General features: G+C 67.9%; 17 protein-coding genes and 1 riboswitch. Of the genes, 12 read left to right on the top strand and 5 right to left on the bottom strand.

The genetic code is table 11. The annotated features are described in order from the left end of the window. Positions 1-8 precede the first annotated feature (8 nt). The 6 genes from GNX71_RS21460 to arsC all read left to right on the top strand — a co-directional run bounded on the left by GNX71_RS21460 (position 9) and on the right by arsC (position 5,237). A complete protein-coding gene (locus tag GNX71_RS21460) occupies positions 9-1,196 on the top strand; it encodes a dihydrodipicolinate synthase family protein (RefSeq protein WP_206174282.1) in 1,188 nt (395 codons plus the stop codon). Between the two features lie 8 nt (positions 1,197-1,204). Next, positions 1,205-2,083, top strand: coding sequence for a sugar phosphate isomerase/epimerase family protein (locus tag GNX71_RS21465; RefSeq protein ID WP_206174284.1), 879 nt, complete (start codon positions 1,205-1,207; stop codon positions 2,081-2,083). A 48-nt stretch (positions 2,084-2,131) separates the two neighbouring features. Further along, positions 2,132-3,238 (top strand): crosslink repair DNA glycosylase YcaQ family protein, encoded by a 1,107-nt coding sequence (locus GNX71_RS21470; protein WP_206174285.1) that lies wholly within the window; start codon positions 2,132-2,134, stop codon positions 3,236-3,238. Between the two features lie 93 nt (positions 3,239-3,331). Continuing rightward, a riboswitch (FMN riboswitch) is annotated at positions 3,332-3,495 on the top strand. A 96-nt stretch (positions 3,496-3,591) separates the two neighbouring features. Continuing rightward, entirely contained in the window at positions 3,592-4,104 is a 513-nt protein-coding gene (locus tag GNX71_RS21475; protein ID WP_042582066.1) for a 6,7-dimethyl-8-ribityllumazine synthase, read from the top strand. Positions 4,105-4,136: 32 nt separating this feature from the next. Further along, on the top strand, positions 4,137-4,826 hold the full coding sequence (locus tag GNX71_RS21480; RefSeq protein ID WP_206174287.1) for a glutathione S-transferase family protein: 690 nt from the start codon (positions 4,137-4,139) through the stop codon (positions 4,824-4,826). A 30-nt stretch (positions 4,827-4,856) separates the two neighbouring features. Continuing rightward, positions 4,857-5,237, top strand: a complete 381-nt coding sequence (gene arsC / locus GNX71_RS21485) for an arsenate reductase (glutaredoxin) (protein WP_206174288.1) — start codon at positions 4,857-4,859, stop codon at positions 5,235-5,237. On the opposite strand, the gene queG is transcribed toward arsC, so the two are convergent. Beyond that, on the bottom strand, positions 5,234-6,316 hold the full coding sequence (gene queG / locus GNX71_RS21490; protein WP_206174290.1) for a tRNA epoxyqueuosine(34) reductase QueG: 1,083 nt from the start codon (positions 6,314-6,316) through the stop codon (positions 5,234-5,236). The genes arsC and queG overlap by 4 nt on opposite strands. Between queG and tsaE the strand changes: the two genes are divergently transcribed. The 3 genes from tsaE (at position 6,302) to GNX71_RS21505 (ending at position 8,752) form a co-directional block, all read left to right on the top strand. Next, complete coding sequence (gene tsaE, locus GNX71_RS21495) at positions 6,302-6,817, top strand: tRNA (adenosine(37)-N6)-threonylcarbamoyltransferase complex ATPase subunit type 1 TsaE (RefSeq protein ID WP_206174294.1); 516 nt, start codon at positions 6,302-6,304, stop codon at positions 6,815-6,817. The two genes, queG and tsaE, sit on opposite strands and share 15 nt — an antisense overlap. Further along, positions 6,814-8,316: an N-acetylmuramoyl-L-alanine amidase gene (locus GNX71_RS21500; protein ID WP_206174295.1), complete on the top strand. Its 1,503-nt coding sequence runs from the start codon at positions 6,814-6,816 to the stop codon at positions 8,314-8,316. Before tsaE ends, GNX71_RS21500 begins: the two co-directional genes overlap by 4 nt. Before the next feature lie 151 nt (positions 8,317-8,467). Continuing rightward, the gene (locus GNX71_RS21505; protein ID WP_206174296.1) at positions 8,468-8,752 is read left to right on the top strand and encodes a glycine zipper domain-containing protein; all 285 of its coding nucleotides are present in this window, start codon (positions 8,468-8,470) and stop codon (positions 8,750-8,752) included. A 73-nt stretch (positions 8,753-8,825) separates the two neighbouring features. Here the strand turns inward: GNX71_RS21505 and GNX71_RS21510 are convergent, their stop codons facing one another. Beyond that, the gene (locus GNX71_RS21510) at positions 8,826-9,488 is read right to left on the bottom strand and encodes a DedA family protein (RefSeq protein ID WP_206174297.1); all 663 of its coding nucleotides are present in this window, start codon (positions 9,486-9,488) and stop codon (positions 8,826-8,828) included. A gap of 49 nt (positions 9,489-9,537) precedes the next feature. Between GNX71_RS21510 and GNX71_RS21515 the strand changes: the two genes are divergently transcribed. Both GNX71_RS21515 and GNX71_RS21520 read left to right on the top strand, forming a co-directional pair. Continuing rightward, positions 9,538-10,062 carry a GNAT family N-acetyltransferase gene (locus tag GNX71_RS21515; protein ID WP_206174298.1) on the top strand — a complete coding sequence of 175 codons (525 nt, stop codon included), beginning with the start codon at positions 9,538-9,540 and terminating at the stop codon, positions 10,060-10,062. Next, positions 10,059-10,997 carry a LysR family transcriptional regulator gene (locus GNX71_RS21520; protein WP_206174299.1) on the top strand — a complete coding sequence of 313 codons (939 nt, stop codon included), beginning with the start codon at positions 10,059-10,061 and terminating at the stop codon, positions 10,995-10,997. Before GNX71_RS21515 ends, GNX71_RS21520 begins: the two co-directional genes overlap by 4 nt. A gap of 7 nt (positions 10,998-11,004) precedes the next feature. Here the strand turns inward: GNX71_RS21520 and GNX71_RS21525 are convergent, their stop codons facing one another. The 3 genes from GNX71_RS21525 to GNX71_RS21535 form a co-directional block, all read right to left on the bottom strand. Next, the gene (locus GNX71_RS21525; RefSeq protein ID WP_206174300.1) at positions 11,005-12,366 is read right to left on the bottom strand and encodes an MFS transporter; all 1,362 of its coding nucleotides are present in this window, start codon (positions 12,364-12,366) and stop codon (positions 11,005-11,007) included. A gap of 49 nt (positions 12,367-12,415) precedes the next feature. Beyond that, the gene (locus GNX71_RS21530) at positions 12,416-13,228 is read right to left on the bottom strand and encodes a fumarylacetoacetate hydrolase family protein (protein ID WP_206174301.1); all 813 of its coding nucleotides are present in this window, start codon (positions 13,226-13,228) and stop codon (positions 12,416-12,418) included. A 61-nt stretch (positions 13,229-13,289) separates the two neighbouring features. Further along, a complete protein-coding gene (locus GNX71_RS21535; protein ID WP_206174302.1) occupies positions 13,290-15,089 on the bottom strand; it encodes an IlvD/Edd family dehydratase in 1,800 nt (599 codons plus the stop codon). Positions 15,090-15,325: 236 nt separating this feature from the next. Here GNX71_RS21535 and mutL point away from each other — a divergent pair, with 236 nt between their 5' ends. Further along, complete coding sequence (mutL, locus tag GNX71_RS21540; RefSeq protein ID WP_206174303.1) at positions 15,326-17,218, top strand: DNA mismatch repair endonuclease MutL; 1,893 nt, start codon at positions 15,326-15,328, stop codon at positions 17,216-17,218. Positions 17,219-17,222 lie beyond the last annotated feature (4 nt).

Raw genomic sequence — 17,222 nt, forward strand, 5'->3', positions numbered from 1 at the left:
AGCAAGCCATGGCACTGTCGCTGACCCTCCCCACCGCGAGCGGCGCGCTCGCGCCCTACGCCCTGCGCGGCACCGCGCCCGTCAAGCCCGATGTGGGTGTGAAGTTCAACCGCATCGCCTACTCGGCCGCGCACGTCGTGGCCGACCCGCTCGCAGCCGTCGACCCGTGGCTGCAAGCGGCAGTCGACTGGGACACCACCATCGCCTACCGCCGCCACCTGTTCTCGCTGGGCCTGGGCGTGGCCGAGGCGATGGACACCGCGCAGCGCGGCATGGGCCTGGACTGGCCCACGTCGCTCGAACTGATCCGACGCTCGCTCGACGCCGCGAAGGACGTACCGGGCGCGCTGGTCGCCTCGGGCTGCGGCACCGACCACCTGAACATCGACGAGGTGAAGAACGTCGACGACGTGATCCGCGGCTACGAGGAGCAGATGGCCGCCATCGAGGCGCTCGGCGGCAAGCTGATCGTGATGGCGAGCCGCGCGCTCGCCCGCGTGGCCAAGAGCCCTGCCGACTATGAGCGCGTGTACGACCGCATCCTGAGCCAGGCGAAGCAACCCGTGGTGCTGCACTGGCTCGGCGACATGTTCGACCCGGCGCTGGCGGGCTACTGGGGCACGAAGGATGTCGATGCCGCGATGGACACCGCCGTGGGCATCATCGCGGCTCATCCGGACAAGGTCGATGGCATCAAGATTTCGCTGCTCGACAAGGACAAGGAAATCGCGATGCGCCGCCGTCTGCCCAAGGGTGTGCGCATGTACACCGGCGACGATTTCAACTACGCCGAACTGATTGCTGGCGACGGCTTCGGCAGCGAACCGACTCACGGCAAGAGCGATGCGCTGCTCGGCATCTTCGATGCCATTGCACCCGCAGCCAGCGCCGCGCTGGGCGCACTGGCCCAAGGCAACACCGAGAAGTTCCACGCGATCCTCGGCCCCACGGTGCCGCTGTCGCGCCACATCTTCGCGGCGCCCACACGCTTCTACAAGACGGGCGTGGTGTTCATGGCCTGGCTCAACGGCCATCAGAAGCACTTCACGATGGTGGGCGGCCAGCAGAGCACGCGCTCGCTGCAGCACTTCGCCGAACTGTTCCGCCTGGCCGATGCGGCGAACCTGCTGGAGCAACCGGAGCTCGCGGTGCGGCGCATGAAGACGCTGCTGGCCCTGCACGGCGTAGAAAGTTGAAGCGGCCTATGCGCGATTTCTCGCAGAACCACGACTGGCTCTCGATCAACACCGCGACCGTGCGCAAGCAGTCGGGCGCCGAGGTGCCGCTGGACCGCATCATCGACCAGTGCGCCGAGCGCAGCATCCGCGCGATCAGCCCGTGGCGTGACCAGGTTGCAGCCGTCGGACTCGACAAGATTGCGAAGCAGTTGAAGGCGCACGGCATCGGCCTCTCGGGCTACTGCCGCGGCGGCTTCTTCCCCGCGCCCGATGCGGCAGGCCTGAAGGCTGCGCTGGAAGACAACCGCCGCGCCATCGACGAGGCGAAGACGCTCGATGCACCCTGCCTCGTGCTCGTCGTCGGCGCCCTGCCCGGCGCACTCGACGGCAAGGCGGCCTACAAGGACATCACGCGCGCGCGCAACGAGGTGCGAGACGGCATCGCCGCCTCGCTCGAATACGCCCGCGAAGTCGGCATGCCCCTCGCCATCGAGCCCCTGCACCCCATGCAGGCAGCCGACCGCGCCTGCATCAACACACTCGAACACGCACTCGACCTCTGCGACGAACTCGACGCAGGCAAGAGCGGCATGCTCGGCGTGGCGCTGGACATCTATCACGTCTGGTGGGACCCGAAGCTGCAGCAGCAGATCGCCCGCGCCGGCCGCGAGCGCCTGCTGGCGTACCACGTCTGCGACTGGCTCACGCCCACGCGCGACCTGCTGAGCGACCGCGGGATGATGGGCGACGGCGTGGTCGAGCTCAAGAAGATCCGCGGCTGGGTCGAAGACGCGGGCTTCGCGGGATTCAGCGAGGTGGAGATCTTCTCGAACCTCGACTGGTGGCAGCGGCCCGGGGCCGAGACGCTGGACGTGTGCATCGAGCGACATCGCAGCGCGGTCTGACGCATCGCACCGAAGCGAAGCGCAGCCGCTTGTGCTGCAATTCGCTGCATGGCAGACCCGACCCTCGACGACCTGCGCCGCTACGCGGTGGCGCGCACCCTCTTCAAGCCGACCACCTTGCCCGGCGCGATCCGCCAGCTCGGCTTCGTGCAGGCCGACCCGATCCGCGCTCCGGCGCGCGCGCAGGACCTGACGCTGCGCCATCGCGTGAAGGACTACCGCGCGGGCGATCTCGAAAGCCGCTACACCCGCCTGGCCATCGAGGAAGACTGCCTCGTCAACTACGGGTTCCTGCCGCGCGAGCACCTGGCCCTCATGCATCCGCGCGAAGCCAAGCAAGCCTGGAACGCCGACACACGGCGCAAGGCCGCCGACGTGCTGGCCTATGTGCGAGAGCACGGCCCGGTGCATCCGCGCCAGGTCGAGCAGCACTTCGCGCACGGCCATATCCAGAACTACTGGGGCGGCTCGAGCAATGCGACCACGCACCTGCTCGACGGCATGCACTACCGCGGCATGCTGCGCGTGGTGCGGCGCGACAGCGGCACGCGGGTCTATGAAGCGGTGACGCACGTTCCCGCCGACGACAGCCCCGCCGGCCGCGCGCAACGTGCCGCCGCGCTCATCGCGCTGATCGTGCGCAAGTACGCGCCGCTGCCTGCCGCGAGCCTGACCTACCTCGTGCGCCTCCTCGGCTACGGCGCGCCGCATCTCGCGGCACAGACGCAGGCGGCACTGCGCCTGGCGCGCGAAGAGCTCGCGAGCTGTCGCATCGATGGGACCACCTGGTACTGGCCGGCCAACGAAAACCCAGCTTCGAAGCGCCATGCACCCGACGATGCGGTGCGCCTGCTCGCGCCCTTCGATCCGGTCGTGTGGGACCGCCGCCGCTTCGCACTGCTGTGGGGTTGGACGTACAAGTTCGAGGCCTACACGCCCGCTCCCAAGCGCCAGTTCGGCTACTACGCGCTGCCGCTGCTGTGGCACGACCGCGTGATCGGCTGGGCCAACGTGACCGCGCCTGAAGGCCGACTACAACCCGCCTTCGGCTACGCCGGCAAGAAGCCGCGCGACGCGGCGTTCCGCGCGGCGCTCGACGACGAACTCCACCGCATGACGCAGTTCCTCGCCGGGCGTGCATTGCCGATGAAATAAATCCCCGCGCGCCGGAAGGTCTGGCGCGCGGGCGACAACCCCATGCCCAAGGGGGCTTCTAGAATCGCGCCGTCGCCCGGTTCGCCGGACGGCAAGCGTTCTCAGGGCGGGGTGCAATTCCCCACCGGCGGTGATGGCGACCGAAAGGTTGCACAAGCCCGCGAGCGCCCAAGGCCTGCGCAAGCAGGCGGCGGGGTCAGCAGATTTCGGTGCGATTCCGAAGCCGACGGTCACAGTCCGGATGAAAGAGAGCGCGAAATGCGGGTCGGTCCGCGCGCTCTGCCATGAGCGCGCGGTCGGCTTTGCGGTTTCGTGCGCCCTGATTCAGGAAACCTGCTTTTCAGAGGCACACCATGAGTCAGATCAACGACCTTCCCCTCTCCGCCATCACCGCGTCGAACGCATCGCGCGGCGAGCGCATCGCTTTCGTCGAGGCGCAGTGGCATTCCGACATCGTCCACCAGGCACGCGACGCTTTTCTCGAAGAGATGGCACGCCTGGGCGTAGCGCGCGAGCTCATCGACATCTTCGATGTGCCCGGCGCCTTCGAGATCCCGCTGCATGCCAAGCGCCTGGCCAACTCGGGCAAGTACGCGGCCATCATCGGCTGCGCGCTGGTGGTCGACGGCGGCATCTATCGCCACGAGTTCGTCGCGAACACGGTGGTCAGCACGCTGATGTCGCTTCAGCTCGAGACCGACGTGCCGATCTTCTCGGCCGTGCTCACGCCGCACCATTTCCACGAGCATGTGGAGCATCGCAAGTACTTCCACCGCCATTTCGCGATCAAGGGCACCGAAGTGGCCGAGGCCTGCTTCAAGACGCTCGAGGCCCTGAAGAAGGTGGACGCGGCACTGGCTGCGTGACAACGGGTAGCCGTCCGCAGTAATCTGCGCGGATGGCCTCTCCATCCGCCTCCAGAGATCGCTACACCCTCTACGGCGCGCCCGGTTCGGGCGCCACGCCGGTCCATGCGGCGCTGACGCTGATCGGCGCGCAGGTCGACACCGTCGATATGTCCCCTTGGGAGGGCGAGTCCGAACGCGAGCGCGTGGCGAATGTCAATCCGATGCGCCAGGTGCCCGCGCTCCTGCTTCCCTCGGGCGAGCTCATGACCGAGAGCGCGGCGATCCTGATCTGGCTCGGCGACCGCTATCCGGAAGCCGGCCTCTGCCCCGCGCCCGACGACCCGATGCGCGCGCGCTACCTGCGCTGGATGGTCTATCTGCCAGCGGCCATCTACTCGCTCTTCTGGGTGCGCGACGATCCCACGCGCCTCACACCCGACCCCGCGGCGCAGCCCGCGATGCTCGAACGCACCGCCGAGCGCATCGCGCACTGCTGGCACCTGATGGACACGCAGATCGACGAGCCCGCGCCCTACCTGCTCGGCGACAAGATCAGCATGCTCGACCTGTATGTGACGGTGCTGTCGCGCTGGACGCCGCGGCGCCGGCGCTTCTATCGCGTGGCGCCGCGCATGGCGCGGGTGGTGCGGCGCGTGGATGCCGATCCGCGCTTGGCCGAGTTCTGGGCCGCGCGCTTTCCCTTCTCGATGGACGAGGAAGCCAAGAAGAGCGAGGACTGAGGCCCGTTCTTTCTTTTCATAATCGACGCCATGACCGCACGCACCCCCACCACCGATTACCCGATGACGATCCATCACAAGCCCAACTGCAGCACGTCGCGCAACGTGCTGGGCTTGATCCGCGAAAGCGGCGTGGAGCCGACGATCGTCCTGTACCTGGAAACGCCGCCTTCGAAGAAGAAGCTGTGCGAGTTGACCAAGGCCATGGGCATGACGGCGCGCGACCTGCTGCGCACGAAGGAAGCGCCGTACGAAGAGCTGAAGCTGGCCGATCCGAAGTGGACCGACGACCAGTTGTTCGACGCGATCGTGGAGAACCCGATCCTGCTGCAGCGCCCCATCGTCGTCTCACCCCGTGGCACCTTGATGTGCCGGCCTTGGGAACGCGTGCGCGAAATCCTCCCCGCTTAAAGCGGTCGGTCCGCGGCCTGCTGCGCCAGGCCCCATGCGACGTGCTCGCGCACCAGTTCGCTCGGATGCTCGGCGCGCGTGGCCAATGCGTCCTTCGCACCGCCCTCGCCCGTCCGCACCGCATTGCCCAACGCCACCGCGATGTTGCGCAGCCACCGCTCGTGCCCGATGCGCCGGATCGGGCTGCCCTCGGTGCGACGGAGAAAGTCATCTTCGGTCCACGCGAAGAGCTCGGCCAGCGTGCGCCCCGTGAGGCCTTCGCGCGCATCGAAGTCGGGCAGCGCGCTCTTCTTGGCGAACTTGTTCCAGGGGCAGATCAATTGGCAGTCGTCGCAGCCGTAGATGCGGTTGGCGATCAAGGGCCGCAGCTCCTCCGGGATCGGCCCGCCATGCTCGATGGTGAGGTACGAGATGCAGCGCCGCGCATCGAGCCGCCGCGGCGCGACGATCGCCTGCGTCGGGCACACGTCGATGCAGGCACTGCAGCTGCCGCAATGCGCGGTGACCGGTTCGCTCTCGGGCAGCGCCATGTCGATGTAGATCTCGCCGAGGAAGAACATCGAGCCCGCGTCGCGGTCCAGCACCAGCGTGTGCTTGCCGCGCCAGCCCTGGCCGCTGCGCGAGGCGAGCTCGGCCTCGAGCACGGGCGCCGAATCGGTGAACGCGCGGTGGCCGAAGGGGCCGACCTCTTCGGCGATCTTCTCGGCCAGTTTCCCGAGCCGGTTGCGCAGCACCTTGTGATAGTCGCGGCCCCGCGCATAGACCGACACGATGGCCTCGCCGGGCCGCGCGAGGCGGTCGAACTCCACGGCCTGCCAGTCGGGCGGCGTGTCGCGCGGCAGGTAGTCCATGCGCGCAGTGATCACGCTCACTGTCCCCGGCACCAGCTCCGCGGGGCGCGCGCGGCGCGTGCCGTGCGTTGCCATGTATTGCATCTCGCCATGGAACCCATGGGCCAGCCATTGCATCAGACCGTCCTCGGCGCTCGATAAATCGACGCCCGCGATTCCGATTTGGGAGAATCCGAGTTCCCGGGCCAAAGCCTGAATACGAACAACGAGTGGATGGCTGACGATCACTTGCCGATTGTAGAAACGCCCAAGGGCATCCCCCGCACCCGCGTCCTGCGCTGGGGCAGCGAAGCCGACACCGACGCCTTCGCGCAATCGCTCGCCGCCGCGCCCGCATTGCGCGATGCCTTCATCGCCCTCGAAGGCGACCTGGGCGCCGGCAAGACCACCTTCGTTCGCCACCTGCTGCGCGCACTCGGCATCGCAGGGCGCATCAAGAGCCCCACCTATGCAGTGGTCGAGCCCCATGAGGCACCCGACGGACTGCAGATCTTCCATTTCGACTTCTACCGCTTCGCCGACCCGCGCGAATGGGACGACGCCGGCTTCCGCGACATCTTCGCGGGGCCGGGCCTCAAGCTGGCCGAATGGCCAGAAAACGCCGCGGGCCGCACTCCGGTTGCCGACCTCGCTATTAAAATAGAAGCAATGACTGACGACACACGCAGCGTGACCCTCCTGGCGAACACCCCTCGCGGCAGCGATCTGCTGGCGCGCATCGCCGCATGAAGGCGGGTGGACTGAAACGGCGCGTGCTGCTGCAGGGCGGCAGCATCGCGCTGATGCTCGGCGTGCACCAGATCGCACGCGGCGCCACCATCCTCGCGGTGCGCGTCTGGCCCGCAGCCGACTACACCCGCGTGACCATCGAGTCCGATGCCCGCCTCACCTCGCAGCAGCTCGTGGTGGGCAGCCCGCCGCGGCTGGCCGTCGACATCGAAGGCATCGAACTCAACAGCGAACTGCGCGAACTGGTCGGCAAGATCAAGCCGGGCGATCCGTACATCAACGGCCTGCGCGTCGGACAGAACGCACCGACCGTCGTGCGCATCGTGTTCGACCTGAAGCAGACGGTGCGCCCGCAGGTGTTCTCCCTCGCGCCCGTGGCCGCCTACAAGCACCGGCTGGTGCTCGACCTGTATCCCGAGCAGGCCATCGACCCGATGGAAGCGCTGATTGCCGAGCGGCTGCGCGATGCGCCCAAGCCGGGCAGCAGCACGAGCGCCCCGGCCGTGGCGGGCATTGCGCCGTCCGTACCCGCAGCGCCAGTGCGCCCCGCGATGCCCGCGGGAGATCCGCTGGGCGAGCTCATGGCGCAGCAGTCGATGCGCCCCGGTCCGGCAGCGCCGGCGCCGCCTGTCGTGGCGGGCGCCGACCGGCCTTCCGCTCCGCCCGTGCTCGTGGCACCGGCGCCGCTGCCGCCCGTGGTGGGCACCGCGCCGGTGAAGCCCGTGTCGCCGCCCGTCGCAACTGCACGCGGCGGCGCCACGGCGAGCCGCACCGACCGCATCATCATCGTGGCGCTCGACCCCGGCCACGGCGGCGAGGACCCGGGGGCCACCGGCCCCAGCGGCACGCGCGAGAAAGACATCGTGCTGCAGGTCGCCTTCCGCCTGCGCGACCGCATCAACGCGGGCAGCGTCAACGGCAACCCGATGCGCGCCTTTCTCACGCGCGATGCCGACTTCTTCGTGCCGCTGGGCGTGCGCGTGCAGAAGGCGCGGCGCGTGCAGGCCGACCTGTTCGTGAGCATCCACGCCGACGCGTTCACCACGCCCGCCGCGCGCGGCGCCAGCGTGTTCGCGCTGAGCCAGAGCGGCGCATCGAGCAGCGCGGCGCGCTGGCTGGCCAACAAGGAGAACGATGCCGACAAGGTCGGCGGCGTCAACGTCGGCAACCACGAGGCGCAGGTGCAGCGCGCGCTGCTCGACATGAGCACGACGGCGCAGATCAACGACAGCCTGAAGCTCGGCGGCGCGATGCTCGGCGAGATCAAGGGCATCGGTGCGCGACTGCACAAAGGCCAGGTCGAGCAGGCCGGCTTCGCGGTGCTGAAGGCACCGGACATTCCCAGCGTGCTGGTGGAAACGGCCTTCATCAGCAACCCCGAGGAAGAAGCCAACCTGCGCCGCGTCGACTACCAGGAGAGTCTGGCCGATGCGCTCATGCGCGGCATCCAGCGCTACTTCGCGCAGAACCCGCCGTTGGCGCGCAGCCGGCAGCTCTGATCGCGCACGCGCCGTTTGTAAAGCTAAAGCACGCCCTTCTGTCCCACGCAGGGCGGCCCATCACACCGCACAGGCAGGCGCGGCAGACTCCTACACGTGACGAACGGCCCTTTTGATGATGATGAACCATCACTCCTCGAAAGGGCACATCATGAAGACACGTCTCTGGATCGCTGCAGCCGCAGCCACTTCGGTCATGACGATTGCGGGCTGCGCAAGCGGTCCCAACCAGAACCTCGGTACTGGCGTTGGCGCAGTCGGCGGCGCACTGGTGGGCAATGCCATCGGTGGAAACACAGCCAGCACGGTAGGTGGCGCGGCCATCGGCGGCCTCATCGGTAACCAGGTCGGCCGTAATGCCGACGAGCGGAACTACAACCGCCAGCGCTACCCGCAAGGCAGCGGCTACTACCCTGGCAACGGCCCGAACTACTGATCGACCGTTCGCATGAAAAAAGCGCGCCATTGGCGCGCTTTTTCTTTGGGTGGTCCAGCGTGAACGGAACGGCTCAGGCCTGTGCGGCCGCCCGCGCCTTCTCCGCCTTCGACGCGCGCCAGGCACCGAAGATCGCCAGCAGCCCCGGCACGAAGATCAGCGCCCAGATGATCTTGTCCAGGTGCTGCTTCACGAACGGCAGGTTGCCGAAGAAGTAGCCGGCCGTCGCGATGCCCAGCACCCAGATCAGCGCGCCCACCACGTTGTACATGGTGAACTTCGCGCGGCTCATTTCCGCCACGCCCGCCACGAACGGCGCGAAGGTGCGAATGAAGGGCATGAAGCGCGCAAGGATGATGGTGATGCCGCCATAGCGTTCGTAGAAGCCGTGGGCCTGGTCGAAGGCCTTGCGGTTGAAGAAGCGCGAGTTCTCCCACTGGAAGACCTTCGGCCCGAAGTAGCGGCCGATCGAATAGTTGGTCTGGTCCCCGAGGATCGCCGCGGCGATCAGGATGCCGCAGGCCAGCGGAAAGTTCATGAGCCCCGCCCCGCACAGCGCGCCGACGATGAAGAGCAGCGAATCGCCCGGCAGGAACGGCATCACCACCGCGCCGGTCTCCACGAAGACGATCAGGAAGAGCAGCGCATAGACCCAGGGCCCGTAGGCGATGACGAAGGCTTCGAGGTGTTTGTCGACATGAAGGACGAAGTCGACGAGAAAGCTGATGATTTCCATGGCCGCGGATTATCCTTGTTGACGTTCTGCGCTCTTTTCGAATTCCCCCATGATCCACATACGTGAAGCCCTCGATGCGGACTGGCCTGCCATCTGGGCCGTCCTCGAACCGACGTTCCGCCGCGGCGACACCTACACCTTCCCCACCGACGTGACCGAAGACGAGGCGCGTCATTCGTGGACCCAGGTTCCCACTGCCACCTTCATTGCGTGTGACGAGCAGGGCACGGTGCTCGGCACCTACGTCATCAAGCCCAACCAGCCCGGACAGGGCGCGCACGTGAGCAACTGCGGCTACGTCGTTTCTGAAGCCGCACGCGGCCTCGGCGTGGCCTCTGCGCTGTGCGAACACTCGCAGCAGCAGGCACTGCGCATGGGCTTTCGCGCGATGCAGTTCAACTTCGTCGTGTCGACCAACGAGCGCGCGGTGCAGCTCTGGCAGCGGATGGGCTTCGCCATCGTCGGCACGCTGCCCGGCGCCTTCCGGCATCCGCAGCATGGCTTCGTGGATGCCTTCGTCATGTACAAGCAGTTGCAAAATTCCGTGGATACCGTGGGCACCGGCACGGCATGAAGAAGATCGATCCGCGGCTCCTGCAGGCCTTCGTGGCCGTCGCGCGCGAGGGCTCGGTCTCGCGTGGTGCGCAGCGCCTCTTCCTCACGCAACCGGCGGTGAGCCTGCAACTCAAGGAACTCGGCGCGCTGGTCGAGCTGGAGCTGTTCCAGCGCACGCCCACGGGCCTTCTGCTCACACGCGACGGCGCGGCGCTGCTGAACCACGCCGAGCATGCACTCGAAGGGCTGAACGATTTCGCGGTGGCCGCGGACCGGCTCAAAGGCGGCGTGCGTGGGTCACTGCGTATCGGCACCATCCTCGACCCGGAGTTCACGCGGCTCAGCCCGCTCTTGAAGGAGCTGGTCACGCTCGCGCCCGAACTGGAGACCGAGCTGCACCACGGCACCAGCGGCGAAGTGCTCGCCAAGCTGCTCAACAAAGAGCTGGACATCGGCTTCTACCTGGGCGACCCCGACGCAAGCGACCTGCCGCAGGCCAATTCGGCCGCGCGGCGCAGCGACGGCAAGACGTTCCACTCGGAGGTGCTGACCCGCTTCGCCTACCAGGTGATCGGCCCGAGCGGATGGGCGCCGCAGGTGCTGGGGCGCGAATGGCCCGACCTGGCCTGCTTGCCGTGGGTGCTCGCGCCACCGACCTCCTCGCATTCGCGCCTCTTGGCACCCGTGCTGCAGGAACACCGGCTGGTGCTGAAGAAGGCGGCGCAGGCCGACCAGGAGACATCGATGCTCGCGCTGGTGCGCGCAGGCGTGGGCATTTCGCTGGCGCGCGATGCCGTGGCACTGCGCGCCAGCCAGCGCGACGGGCTGGTGATCGCCGACCGGGTGAGCATCGACTGCGACCTGCGCTTCGTCTGCCTCGCCGGAGCGCTCAAGCGCCCGGAAGTGGATTGCGCCTGGCAGGCCCTGTCGCGCGCATGGCGGCGCGCGCTCTGAGCGACGACTAGGTCCGGCGCGGCGCCATCGTCTTGAGCGCCGCATCCGGCCGCGCCGCAGCGCGCACCGGCGCAGCCGCGACCTTGCGCCAGCCCTTGGGCATGCAGGCCAGCATCAGCGCCGCGAGCAGTGCCGCGCTTCCCAGCGTGTACAGCCCGGCCGCCGAGCCGCCGTGGTGCTGCTCCACGTAAGTCCTGAGGCTCGGGGCGACGAAGCCGCCGAGGTTGCCGATGGAGTTCACCAGCGCAATGCCGGTGGCGATGCCCAGCCCCGAGAGCCGCTCCGACAGGAAGGCATAGAAGATCGGCGTGCCCGAGAGGTAGGTCGATGCACCGATCGACAGCACCGCGATCGCGAAGATCGGCGAGCCGTGCGCCGACAGGCACACGCACACGCCGAAGATCGTATACAGCGTGGCCACGGTGATGCGTCGCCACTCGTGATGGCGGTCCGACCAGCGCGTGACGAAATACACGACGAACAGCGCCAGCACCCACGGAATGCTGGTGACGAAGCCCACCATGAGCCCGATCTTCTGGCCCAGGATCTGCGCCACCTGGCTCGGCAGGTAGAAGATCAGCCCGTAGGCGGCGATCTGCACGATGAAGAAATTCACCGCGAAGAACATCACCTTCGGGTTGCGCAGCGTCTGCATCACCGTCTGCGGGCTGTCCACCGATTTCTCGGCCGCCTCCTGGTCGAGCACCGCCTGCAGCGCGTCCTGCTGGGGCCGCGTGAGCCACGGGGCGGCATGCGGCCGGTCGACGATCACGAAGAACGCGACGATGCCCACCACCACCGCCATCGCGCCCTCGATCAGGAACATCCATTCCCACCCCTTCAGGCCGCCGATGCCGTGCATGTCGAGCAGCGCGCCGGAAACCGGCCCGCCGATGACCAGTGCACCCGCAAAGCCGAACAGGAGGATGCCGTTGGCCTGCGCCCGCACCTTCGCGGGGAACCAGTACGTCAACGTCAGCAGCACGCCGGGATAGAAGCCCGCCTCCGCGATGCCCAGCAGGAAGCGCAGCACGTAGAACGAGATTTCGCTGGTGGCAAACATCATGGCCGAGGCCACGAGCCCCCAGGTCACCATGATCCGGCACAGCCAGATGCGCGGGCCGACGCGCGAGAGGATCACGTTGCTCGGCACCTCGAAGATCGCATAGCTCACGAAGAAGATGCCGGCGCCCAGCGCGAAGGCGCTGTTGCTGATGCCGGTGTCGATCTGCAGCGCGTTCTTGGCGAAGCCGACGTTGACCCGGTCCAGGATCGACATGATGTACATGACGATCAGCATCGGAAGAAGGCGCCAGCGCGCCTTGCGGATCGCGCCGCTCACCAGGTCGCTGTAGGGGCTCGTTGTCATTGTTGTTGTCTCCGGATGGTTGTTGTGTCTGTGCGGATGGGCCGGGCGGTCAGCCGCGCGCGACGGCACCGGCAACGGGGTTCGTCACAGCACCCAGGCCGTCGATCTCGACCGTCACCACGTCGCCGCGCTTCAGGAAGCGCGGCGGCTTGAGCCCGAGGCCCACACCCGCGGGCGTGCCGGTGAGGATCAGGTCGCCGGGTTCCAGCGTCATTGCGCGCGAGAGGTAGGCGATGAGGTAGGCGACCGAAAAAATCATCTCGTGCGTGTTCGACGACTGCACCGCCTCGCCGTTGACGCGGCAGTAGATGCCGAGCGACTGCACGTCGGCGATCTCGTCGCGCGTGACCAAGGTAGGCGCCAGCGGGCAGAAGCCGTCGAGCGACTTGCCGCGCACCCACTGCGCCTCGCCCAGCTGCACGTCGCGCGCGCTCACGTCGTTGGCCGCGACATAGCCGAACACGTGCGAGAGCGCATCGGCTTCGCGCACGCCGCGCGCGCGGCGGCCGATGACGACGCCCAGCTCAGCCTCCCAGTCGACCTTCTCGGTGAAGCCCTCGGGCCAGGCGATCGGATCGCCGTGCGCGGCCAGCGTGTTGCCGAACTTGGCGAAGATGACCGGCTTCTCGGGAATGGCCAGGCCCGTCTCGATGCAGTGGTCGCGGTAGTTCGCCCCCACGCAGACGATGTTGCGCGGAACGAGCGGGGCCACGGGCTCCACGCTCGCGAGCGGCACGGCCGCGCCGTCATCGCGCCAGGCCACGCCTTCCACGATCGCCTGCAGGTTCGGCGCATCGACCGGTTGCAACGCGCCCTCCTTCACATAGCCCACGCGCAGGCCGTCCCGCGTTCGAACAGTCATCCACTTCATTACTCGACTCCGATGGTTGAAAAAATCTGGCTTGGTTGCGCCGGTGATCGCGTCAGTGGTTGCGGCGCGGGATGCCCGCGGTCTGCGCGACGCGCTGGTACTTGGTGGCGGGCTTGAGCACCATCCCTTCCGAGAGGGTGTCCACCATGGCGCGCTGGATCTCCTGCCAGGGCGTCTGGCTCGCGGGAATGGGGTAGCCGCCGCTCGCTTCGAGCGCACGCGCGCGCGCCTGCAGCACCTCGTCGCTCACGAGCATGTTCACCGTGCGGTGCTTGAGGTCGACCCGCACCTCGTCGCCGGTCTGCAGCAGCGCGAGGCCCGCGCCCGCGGCCGCCTCTGGCGAAGCGTTCAGGATCGAGGGCGAGCCCGAGGTGCCAGACTGCCGCCCGTCGCCGATGCACGGCAGCGCCGATACGCCGCTCTTGAGCAGGTGCGCGGGCGCCCGCATGTTGACCACCTCGGACGAGCCCGGATGCCCGATGGGCCCGACGCCGCGCATGAACAGGATGCAGCGCGCGTCGATGTCGAGCGTCGGGTCCTCGATGCGGCGCTCGAAATCTTCCGGCCCGTCGAACACGATGGCGCGCCCGACGAAGGCATCGGTATCGCCCGGCGTGCTGAGGTAGCGCGCCCTGAACTCGTCGGAGATCACGCTGGTCTTCATGATCGCGCTGTCGAACAGGTTGCCCGACATGACGAGGAAACCGGCGTTCTCCTTCAGCGCATTGCCGAAGGAGCGGATCACGTCGGCATCCTTCACCGGCGCATCGGCGCAATTGACGGCCAGGGTCTTGCCATTGACGGTGAGCGCGTCCTCGCGGATGAGGCCGTGGCGATGCAATTCCGCCACCACCGCTGGCACACCGCCCGCGCGGTAGAACTCTTCGCCCAGGTACTTGCCGGCGGGTTGCATGTCCAGGATGAGCGGCACCTCGAGCCCGACGGTCTCCCAGTCCTGCACGGTCAGGTCGACGCCCGCGTGCTTGGCCACGGCGACCAGGTGGATCGGCGCATTGGTCGATCCCCCGATGGCCGAGTTCACGACGATCGCGTTCTCGAAGGCCGAGCGCGTGAGGATGTCCGAGGGCTTCAGGTCCTCGCGCACCATCTCGACGATGCGGCGGCCCGTCTCATAGGCCATCTGCCCGCGCTCGCGATAAGGCGCCGGAATGGCGGCGCAGCCGGGCAGGCTCATGCCGAGGGCTTCGGCCAGCGCATTCATCGTGGAGGCCGTGCCCATCACGTTGCAATGGCCGGCAGACGGCACCGTGGAGGCGACCAGGTCGATGTAGCCGGGAAAGTCGATGCTGCCCTTGGCGAACAGCTCGCGCGCCTTGAACAGCGTGGTGCCGGTGCCGGTGCGCTGCCCTTCGTGCCAGCCGTTGAGCATCGGCCCGCCCGACAGGATGATCGCGGGAATGTTGGCGGTGGCCGCGGCCATGAGCGCGGCGGGCGTGGTCTTGTCGCAGCCGGTGGTGAGCACGACGCCGTCGATCGGGTAACCCGTGAGGATCTCCACCAGCCCCAGGTACGCGAGGTTGCGGTCCAGCGCGGCGGTGGGCCGGCGGCCGTTCTCCTGGATCGGATGCATCGGGAACTCCATCGCGATGCCGCCCATCTCGCGGATGCCGTCGCGCACGCGCTGCGCCAGCTCGCGGTGGTGGCGGTTGCAGGGCGTGAGGTCGGAGCCGCTCTGCGCGATGCCGATGATGGGTTTGCCGGACTGCAGTTCTTCGCGCGTGAGGCCGTAGTTGAGGTACCAGGCCAGGTGCAGCACCGAGAGCTCGCTGTGCTCGGGGTTGTTGAACCACGCGGCGGAGCGGAGGGGGCGGGTTGTCGGGGTTGTCGTCATGGCGTCTCTGTTCAGTGGGGTGAGCGGAAAGAGCGCGCGAGACGGCCCCTCGCGAGATGGCTTCGCCATCGCGATTCGGTCGGGTGTCTCCGGTGCGTTCTTGTGGTGCGGGCGCAAGCTTAGGCAAAGGCCTTGGCGGGCGCCAATGAGATCGGTTGAGGAGCCATATAAGCGCTCCAAATACACCCTGAGACCCGTGGGGCACCAGGATTCCGCCCCGCTTTTAGAATGCCCTGGTGAGCGCACTTCCCTCCTCCATCCCCCCCTCCCCACGCCGCCCGATCCGCGAACTGCCCGACGAGCTGATCAGCCAGATCGCCGCCGGCGAAGTGGTCGAGCGACCGGCCTCGGTGGTGCGCGAACTGCTCGACAACGCGCTGGATGCCGGCGCGCGCCAGATCACTGTGCGACTGGCCTCGGGCGGTGTGCGGCTGATCTCGGTCGAAGACGACGGCCTGGGCATTCCGCGCGAAGAACTCACCGTGGCCCTGCGCCGCCACGCGACCAGCAAGATCGCGAGCCTGGACGACCTCGAGACGGTCGGCACCATGGGCTTTCGCGGCGAGGCGCTTGCAGCGATCAATGCGATTGCCGAGCTCAGCATCCTCTCGCGCTTCACCGGCGCCGACAGCGCCTTCGCGCTCGATGGCCGCACCGGCGAACTGCGCCCGGTGGCGCGCTCGGTCGGCACGACCGTCGAAGTGCGCGAACTCTTTTTCGCGACGCCCGCACGCCGCAAGTTCCTCAAGACCGATGCCACCGAACTGGCCCACTGCATCGAGGCGGTGCGTCGCCACGCACTGGCGCGGCCCGAAGTCGGCTTCTCGGTCTGGCACGACGGCAAGCTGGTCGAGCAGTGGCGCGCCGCCGAGGCACGCGAGCAGCGGCTGGCCGATGCGCTGAGCGAGGACTTCGTGGCCAACAGCGTGGCCGTCGAACGCCTGGGCGGCGTGGTGCGCGTGGTCGGCCGCGCCGGCATTCCCGATGCGGCGCGCTCGCGGGGCGACCAGCAGTTCTTCTACGTCAACGGCCGCTTCGTGCGCGACAAGGTGCTCTCGCACGCGGTGCGCAGCGCTTATGAAGACGTGCTGCATGGCCAGCGCCAGCCGATCTATGCGCTGTACCTGGAGATCGACCCGTCGCGCGTCGATGTGAACGTGCACCCGACCAAGATCGAGGTGCGCTTTCGCGATGGCCGCGAGGTGCACCAGGCGGTGCGCCATGCGATCGAGGACGCGCTGGCCGCGCCGCGCGCCGGGGATGCCGAGGCGTCTTCCGGTCCAGCGCAGCCCTTCTTCAAGGAAACCGCGCTCCCGGAGAGCGCAAGCTGGTCGCAGCCGGCCATGAATTTCGTGGCGCGGGAACGCGGCGCCGGCGATTTCGAGGCCATGTGGCCACGCCGCACCGACGAGCTCGGACACGCGCCCGATTCCGTGTCATCGCAATGGCCTCTGACAGGCGCGGCACCGATGACGTTCCGGGCGCCGGTGGGATTGCCTCCGAGCCCCGAAACAGACCCTGCCGCCGTTGCCACCAACGAGGAAGCCTGGCCCCTCGGCCGTGCGCTGGCCCAGCTGCAGGGCATCTACATCCTGGCCGAGAACACCCAGGGCCTCGTCGTGGTCGACATGCATGCGGCCCACGAGCGCATCGTCTACGAGCGGCTCAAGACACAGCTGGACGGCGCCGCCATCACCAGCCAGCCGCTGCTGATTCCGGCCACCTTCGCGGCCACGCCGCAGGAAGTGGCCACGGCCGAGGCCTGCGCCGAGGTGCTGCCCACGCTTGGGCTGGAAATCACCGCTTTCTCGGCACGCACGCTTGCGGTGCGCGCCGTGCCCGGCACGCTGGCCGACGGCGACCCGGTGGAACTCGCGCGCAGCGTGCTGGCCGAACTGGGCCAGCACGACGCCAGCACCGTGGTGCAGCGCGCCCAGAACGAATTGCTGTCCACCATGGCCTGCCACGGCGCCGTGCGGGCCAACCGCAAGCTCACCATCGACGAGATGAACGCACTGTTACGTCAGATGGAAGCGACCGAGCGTTCGGACCAGTGCAACCACGGCCGGCCGACCTGGCGGCAGCTGTCGATTCGCGAGCTCGACACGCTTTTCATGCGCGGTCGGTAGCCGA

Origin of the sequence: Variovorax sp. RKNM96 (assembly GCF_017161115.1) — a bacterium.
In the GTDB taxonomy this organism is placed as follows: domain Bacteria; phylum Pseudomonadota; class Gammaproteobacteria; order Burkholderiales; family Burkholderiaceae_C; genus Variovorax.

What these genes read in the sequence shown, in the direction of transcription:
- GNX71_RS21475 (WP_042582066.1), top strand. Translation starts at nt 3,592, where the DNA reads ATGAGTCAGATCAACGACCTTCCCCTCTCCGCCATCACCGCGTCGAAC.
- arsC (WP_206174288.1), top strand. Translation starts at nt 4,857, where the DNA reads ATGACCGCACGCACCCCCACCACCGATTACCCGATGACGATCCATCAC.
- GNX71_RS21525 (WP_206174300.1), bottom strand. Translation starts at nt 12,366, where the DNA reads ATGACAACGAGCCCCTACAGCGACCTGGTGAGCGGCGCGATCCGCAAG.
- GNX71_RS21470 (WP_206174285.1), top strand. Translation starts at nt 2,132, where the DNA reads ATGGCAGACCCGACCCTCGACGACCTGCGCCGCTACGCGGTGGCGCGC.
- GNX71_RS21515 (WP_206174298.1), top strand. Translation starts at nt 9,538, where the DNA reads ATGATCCACATACGTGAAGCCCTCGATGCGGACTGGCCTGCCATCTGG.
- GNX71_RS21535 (WP_206174302.1), bottom strand. Translation starts at nt 15,089, where the DNA reads ATGACGACAACCCCGACAACCCGCCCCCTCCGCTCCGCCGCGTGGTTC.
- GNX71_RS21520 (WP_206174299.1), top strand. Translation starts at nt 10,059, where the DNA reads ATGAAGAAGATCGATCCGCGGCTCCTGCAGGCCTTCGTGGCCGTCGCG.
- GNX71_RS21500 (WP_206174295.1), top strand. Translation starts at nt 6,814, where the DNA reads ATGAAGGCGGGTGGACTGAAACGGCGCGTGCTGCTGCAGGGCGGCAGC.
- GNX71_RS21530 (WP_206174301.1), bottom strand. Translation starts at nt 13,228, where the DNA reads ATGACTGTTCGAACGCGGGACGGCCTGCGCGTGGGCTATGTGAAGGAG.
- GNX71_RS21465 (WP_206174284.1), top strand. Translation starts at nt 1,205, where the DNA reads ATGCGCGATTTCTCGCAGAACCACGACTGGCTCTCGATCAACACCGCG.
- GNX71_RS21505 (WP_206174296.1), top strand. Translation starts at nt 8,468, where the DNA reads ATGAAGACACGTCTCTGGATCGCTGCAGCCGCAGCCACTTCGGTCATG.
- GNX71_RS21510 (WP_206174297.1), bottom strand. Translation starts at nt 9,488, where the DNA reads ATGGAAATCATCAGCTTTCTCGTCGACTTCGTCCTTCATGTCGACAAA.
- GNX71_RS21480 (WP_206174287.1), top strand. Translation starts at nt 4,137, where the DNA reads ATGGCCTCTCCATCCGCCTCCAGAGATCGCTACACCCTCTACGGCGCG.
- GNX71_RS21460 (WP_206174282.1), top strand. Translation starts at nt 9, where the DNA reads ATGGCACTGTCGCTGACCCTCCCCACCGCGAGCGGCGCGCTCGCGCCC.
- tsaE (WP_206174294.1), top strand. Translation starts at nt 6,302, where the DNA reads ATGGCTGACGATCACTTGCCGATTGTAGAAACGCCCAAGGGCATCCCC.